The 5,848-nt window shown below is 69.1% G+C and carries 7 protein-coding genes; 2 read left to right on the top strand and 5 right to left on the bottom strand.

The genetic code is table 11. The features are described 5' to 3' along the window. Positions 1-524, top strand: a 524-nt coding sequence (locus GJV64_RS10600; RefSeq protein WP_164157203.1) for a hypothetical protein, incomplete at its 5' end; no start/stop codon positions are given. Between the two features lie 4 nt (positions 525-528). Continuing rightward, on the top strand, positions 529-1,188 hold the full coding sequence (locus tag GJV64_RS10595; RefSeq protein ID WP_164157202.1) for a YggS family pyridoxal phosphate-dependent enzyme: 660 nt from the start codon (positions 529-531) through the stop codon (positions 1,186-1,188). Here the strand turns inward: GJV64_RS10595 and GJV64_RS10590 are convergent. The 5 genes from GJV64_RS10590 to GJV64_RS10570 form a co-directional block, all read right to left on the bottom strand. Further along, positions 1,185-2,075: a hemolysin family protein gene (locus GJV64_RS10590; RefSeq protein ID WP_235927698.1), complete on the bottom strand. Its 891-nt coding sequence runs from the start codon at positions 2,073-2,075 to the stop codon at positions 1,185-1,187. The genes GJV64_RS10595 and GJV64_RS10590 overlap by 4 nt on opposite strands. Before the next feature lie 51 nt (positions 2,076-2,126). Then, positions 2,127-2,633, bottom strand: a complete 507-nt coding sequence (ybeY, locus tag GJV64_RS10585; protein ID WP_164157200.1) for an rRNA maturation RNase YbeY — start codon at positions 2,631-2,633, stop codon at positions 2,127-2,129. After that, complete coding sequence (locus tag GJV64_RS10580) at positions 2,633-3,640, bottom strand: PhoH family protein (RefSeq protein ID WP_164157199.1); 1,008 nt, start codon at positions 3,638-3,640, stop codon at positions 2,633-2,635. The genes ybeY and GJV64_RS10580 overlap by 1 nt, the downstream gene beginning before the upstream one ends. Further along, entirely contained in the window at positions 3,640-4,992 is a 1,353-nt protein-coding gene (miaB, locus tag GJV64_RS10575) for a tRNA (N6-isopentenyl adenosine(37)-C2)-methylthiotransferase MiaB (RefSeq protein WP_268920642.1), read from the bottom strand. Before miaB ends, GJV64_RS10580 begins: the two co-directional genes overlap by 1 nt. A gap of 55 nt (positions 4,993-5,047) precedes the next feature. Continuing rightward, the coding region (locus GJV64_RS10570) for a lysophospholipid acyltransferase family protein (protein WP_164157197.1) at positions 5,048-5,848 on the bottom strand (801 nt) is incomplete at its 5' end.

Genomic DNA, 5,848 nt, shown 5'->3' with positions numbered 1-5,848 from the left:
AGCCCCAGTCGCTGTCGGCCAGCGGGTTCCGCTTCACGCCGTCGGGCCAGCTCGACAATCGCCGCGCGCTGTCGCTGGGCGTGGCGGCGCGGGTGGCCACGCCGGTGGTCGATCGCTCCAAGGCGGCCGCGCCGGTGGAAGCCTTCGTGGTGCCGCGCGGTTACAGCGTCAACGTCTCGCTGGGCTGGCAGGGCTTTGCCGTCGATACCGGCTATAGCCATGCCGAGCCGACCCTGGTGGCACCGCTGCCGGGGCAGATGACCGATGCCGTCAACCTCGGCTTGTCCTATGGCGGCAACAAGTGGCGCACCCGTCTGGAAGGCAGCGCGGAACAGAGCCAGCCGCTGGCCTTCGCGCCGCTTTCGCGCCGCTATTCGGTGGAACTGGGCGGCGCCTATCGCCTGGCGCCGCGCTTCTCGGTGACCGGCGGCCTGCGCTATCGCATCGCCCCGGAACCGCCGAGCCTGGTGACGCCCAACCGCGACGATCAGGCCGTCTTCCTCGGCACCAGCATCGCCTTCTGATCACGTGAGCGACGCTGCTGACCGGCTCGCCAGCGTGCGGGCAGACCTGGCCCGGGCCTGCCGAGACGCCGGCCGCACCGATCTCCCCCTGCTCGTCGCCGTCTCCAAGACCTTCGATGCCGATGCCATCCGCCCGCTGATTGCCGCCGGCCAGCGCCACTTCGGCGAGAACCGGGTGCAGGAAGCCCAAGGCAAATGGCCGGCGCTGCAGGCCGAAACGCCAGGCATCACCCTGCACCTCGTCGGCCAGCTGCAATCGAACAAGGCCGCCGACGCCGTGGCGCTGTTCGACGTGATCCACAGCGTCGACCGCCCCTCGCTGGTGACGGCGCTGGCCAAGGCGCAGGCGGCGGCGGGCAAGCGCCCCGCCTGCTATCTCCAGGTCAACATCGGCGACGAAGCACAAAAGGGCGGCTGCGCCATTGCCGATCTGACGGCGCTGCTGGAACAGGCACGCGGGGCCGGCCTCAACATCGTCGGCCTGATGTGCGTGCCGCCCGCCGACGTGGAGCCCGCCCCCTATTTTGCCCTGCTCGCCGAACACGCCAGGCGGCTGGGGTTGGATGGCCTCTCCATGGGCATGTCGAGCGATTATGAGACGGCGGCCCTGCTCGGCTCCACTGTGGTGCGCGTGGGCAGCGCGCTGTTCGGCAGCCGGGGTTAGACCGGCACCGCCTGGATACGCAGGCGCTTCACCATGCGCGGGTCTCCGTCGATGACTTCGATGCGCCAGCCGGCGGCGTGGTCGACGTGCTCGCCCGGCGCCGGCACGCGGCCGGCGAGCATGAAAACGAGGCCGCCGAGCGTGTCGACATCCTCGCCCACGTCTTCGGCGAGGCTGCCGCCCAGGGTTTCTTCCAGTTCGGTGATGGGCAGGCGGGCATCGGCTTCCCAGAGGCGGTCGCCGACTTCCTGGATGAGGGCGGCTTCATCCTCGTCATGCTCGTCCTCGATGTCGCCGACGATCTCCTCGACCAGGTCCTCGATGGTGACGAGGCCGTCGCAGCCGCCATATTCATCGACGATGATGGCCATGTGGGTGCGCCCGGCACGCATGCGGGCGAGCAGGTCGACGATCTTCATGGAGGCCGGCACGAAGAGCACTTCGCGCAGCAGCGGCTCGATCGGCAGGCCCTGGAGGGGGGCTGAGGAGACGGCATCGCTAAACGTGTCGGCGATGCGGGCATAGACATCCTTCACGTGCACCATGCCGATGATGTTGTCGCGGTCACCGCGCCACACGGGGATGCGGCTGTGGCCGGCGTCGCGGAACAGGCTGACGAGTGCCGGGAAGCCCTGATCGGCATCGAACATGATGATGTCGGCGCGCGGCACCGCGATGTCGCCGGCGCTGGCCTCGCCCAGGTGCAGCATGTTGCGCAGCATGGCGCGTTCGACGGGGCCGAGGTCGTCGCCCAAGCTGCCGGTGGGGCCGCTGTCGGCGTCGGCCTCGGCCTCGTCGATCGCCTCTTCCAGGCTTTCGCGCAGGGTGGGTTCGGCGGCGCGGCCGAACAGGGACCGGATCGGCCGCCACCAGCGGCCGCTGCGCAATCGTATCGGGCTTTCGCCGCTGCTACTGTCGCCCTCGGGCATTGTGGGTCGTCATCCTTCGTACGGGTCGGGCAGACGCAGTGCCGCACAGGCGGCGCGCTCCAGCGCCTCCATATGGTTGGCCTGCGCCTCTCCCGTTTCGTGATCGTAGGCTAGCAGGTGAAGTGTGCCGTGCACAATCAGGTGCTGGACATAGGCGGCGATCGGCCACCCCTTGGCGGCTGCTTCGGCGATCACCGTGCCGGCGGCCATCACCAGATCGCCCAGCAGCACCTCGCCATCATCGCTGTTGGCGACCGACACCAGCATGTCGGGCGCCAGCATCGGGAAGGAGAGGATGTTGGTCGGCTTGTCCTTGTCGCGATACTGGCGGTTGAGGCCGTGCACCTCGGCATCGTCGGTCAGCCGCACCGCCACTTCGACGGCCATCGGCGCCTCGGCCAGTTCGGCATGGGGGGTCTGCGCCAGCGCGGCGGCCACCGCGTCGCGCGCCAGCGTGGGCCAATCCGGCCCGGCCGGCCAGTCGCCGGCAACGATATCGGTTTCCACGACCAGCATCAGGCGTCTTTCGGCGGGCCTTCATAGGCATCGACGATGCGGCCAACGATGGGGTGGCGCACCACTTCCCTGGAGGAGAAGCGCAGGGTGCTGATGCCTTCGATCCCGTCCAGCCGCTTCACCGCATCCGCCAGACCCGACGCGCCCGGTGTCGGCAGGTCGACCTGGTTGGGATCGCCGCAGATCACCATGCGACTGCGCTCGCCAAAGCGGGTGAGGAACATCTTCATCTGCAGCGGCGTGGTGTTCTGCGCTTCATCGAGGATGATGAAGGCATGGGCCAGGGTGCGGCCACGCATGAAGGCCAGCGGCGCGATCTCGATCTCGCCGGAGGCCAGCCGCCGCTCCACCTGCTCGGCGGGCAGCATGTCATACAGCGCATCGTAGAGCGGGCGCAGATAGGGGTCGACCTTCTCCTTCATGTCACCGGGCAGGAAGCCCAGCCGCTCGCCGGCCTCCACGGCCGGGCGCGACAGGATCAGCCGGTCCACCGACCCGGAGATCAGCTGGCTCACCGCTTGCGCCACCGCCAGATAGGTCTTGCCGGTGCCGGCCGGGCCAAGCGCGAAGATCACGTCGGAGCTGCCCAGCGCCTCGATGTAGCGCACCTGGGTGGGCGAGCGGGCGACGATCGTCTTGCGGCGGGTGCGGATGGCCGCCGTGGTGGCGAGGCCGGTTTCGGCGTGCACCAGGCCATCCAGTGAGGGATCCGACGCGATGGCCACGGCACCGACCACGTCGCCGGTGTCGATCTGCTCGCCGCGCAGCAGGCGCTGGTAGAGGCCGGTCAGCACGTCGCGGGCGCGGGCGGCGGCATCGGCCTCGCCCTCCACCACCACCTTGTTGCCGCGGGCGCTGATATAGACGCCGAGCTGGCCCTCCAGCGCGATCAGGTTCTGATCATATTGGCCGAACAGCGGCCCCAGCAGCTGCACCTTGTCGAAGGCGATCTCCAGCTTGACGCGATCGGTGGCGGCAAGCGCGCCGCGCTGGGGCTTTTTCGACATCAGGCGGCTGCGCTTTCCTGGTGGCTGACGGGCACGGCTTCGACGCTGTTGGGCATGGCGCCGACAATCTCGACGTCGACAATATCACCGATTGCGGCGCCCGGAATGGACACCACCGCCGATTGCAGCCACGGCGTCTTGCCGATCAGCTGCCCCGGCTTGCGGCCCGGCCGTTCCAGCAGCACGGCGCAGCGCCGGCCGATGGTGCCCCGGTTGAAGGCCAGGCTGCCGGCGGTGATGGCGGCCTGCAGGCGGGCCAGTCGCTCGTCCTTCACCGCCTCCGGCACCTGATCGGCCATGGTGGCGGCCGGAGTGCCGGGGCGGATGCTGTATTTGAAGCTGAAGGCGGCAGCATACTGCACCTCTTCGACAATGCGCAGCGTGTCCTCGAAATCGGCCTCGGTCTCGCCGGGGAAGCCCACGATGAAATCGCCAGACAGTGCGATGTCGGGCCGGGCCGCGCGCAGCTTCGCCAGCGTCGCCAGATAGGATTCGCGCGTGTGCGCCCGGTTCATCGCCTTCAGGATGCGGCTGGAGCCGGACTGCACCGGCAGGTGCAGATAGGGCATCAGCTTCGCCACCTCGGCATGGGCGGCGATCAGCGCGTCATCCATGTCGCGCGGGTGGCTGGTGGTGTAACGGATGCGCTCCAGCCCATCGATGGCGGCGAGTTCGCGGATCAGCCCCGCCAATGTGAGCCCACCGTGATAGGCATTCACATTCTGGCCGAGCAGCGTGATCTCCTTCACCCCGCGCGCCACCAGGCCTCTCGCCTCGGCGATCAGGTCGGCGGCCGGGCGGCTGGTTTCGGGCCCGCGCGTGTAGGGCACCACACAGAAGGTGCAGAACTTGTCGCAACCCTCCTGCACGGTGAGGAAGGCCGTGGCCTGCGCCGCGCGGCGCGGCGGCAGGGCATCGAACTTGGGCACCGCCGGCATGTCGGTATCGATGGCGCGGCCGGCTTGCGCTTCACGCAGCAGGGCGGGCAGGCGGTGATACGCGAGCGGGCCAACGATCACGTCCACCGCCGGCGCCCGGGCCGCGATCTCGGCGCCTTCGGCCTGGGCCACGCAACCGGCCGCGACAATGGTTGGCCGGCTGCCATCGGCGCGGGGGCTGCGCAGGCGGCCGATATCGGAATAGAGTTTCTCGGCCGCCTTCTCGCGGATGTGGCAGGTGTTCAGCACCACGATGTCGGCGGCGTCGGTGCTGTCCACCGCCTCCATGCCGTGCGCTGACAGCAGGTCGCCCATGCGCTCGCTGTCATAGACATTCATCTGGCAGCCGAAGGACTTGACGTGAAAGCGCTGCGGCCGCGGGTGGTCGTCAGGGTCGGGGGTAGAAGAGGTCACGAGGCAATCCGGCTCCAGCAGCTTGCGCCTTCCATAACCGGTTTGGCAGCAGCGGTCATCCGTCAACACGCCCGCCCAAAGGCGGCTCGCCGCGCATCAGCCGGCGATAGCCAGACAGGATCATCTGATGGCAATGAAGGGCCAGGCGCTTGCGATCTGGGAAGGCGGCCGGATCGACCGGCGGGTGGAACAATATGTCGGCCGTCACCCGCCCCAGCGCGATGAAGGCCGTGGCGTGCGGCGCCAACTCGGTGTCCCCCACCCAGGCCAGATCGGGCAGCTCGCGGCGCGTCACCGGCAGGCCGTTGATGCGCGTGTAGGCGATCGTCACCGGCTGGATCACCAGGCCCGGCACGTCATCCACCACCGAAAACAGCGCGGACTTGAACGGCAGCACCTGGGTGCCATCGCTGTTGGTGCCTTCCGGGAACAGGATGATGGAGCCGCCGGCCCGCAGTCGCCGGGCGATCTCGTTCTTCTGGGCGGCGGTGCTGTGGCGGCGGTCGCGTGAGACATAGACGGTGTGGGCAAAGCTCGCCAGCCAGCCCACCGGGCCCCAGCCGGCCACTTCCGATTTGGCCACGAAGCTGGCCCGGATGCGGGCGCCCAGCACCGGGATGTCGGACCAGCTGAGATGATTGGCGACATAGAGCACCGGGCCGGCGCGCAGCGGCTCGCCATGGGTGCGGATGGACACACCCATCGCCCGCGACAGGCCGCGATGAAACCAGATCGGCAGATAGGGCCGGTTCTTCAACGTGATCGCCCGCAGCGCCAGCTCGGCGGGGATGGTGGCAGCGGCGGTGGCCACCGCGCCCACGGTGGTGCGCACCGTGGCGAGCCGGCGCCGGGCCGG

The sequence above is a fragment of the Sandarakinorhabdus rubra genome (assembly GCF_010994245.1).
Classification (GTDB): Bacteria; Pseudomonadota; Alphaproteobacteria; order Sphingomonadales; family Sphingomonadaceae; genus Sandarakinorhabdus; species Sandarakinorhabdus rubra.
Note: the sequence above shows the minus strand (reverse complement) of the source record. Positions and strands in the feature narration are given on the sequence as shown.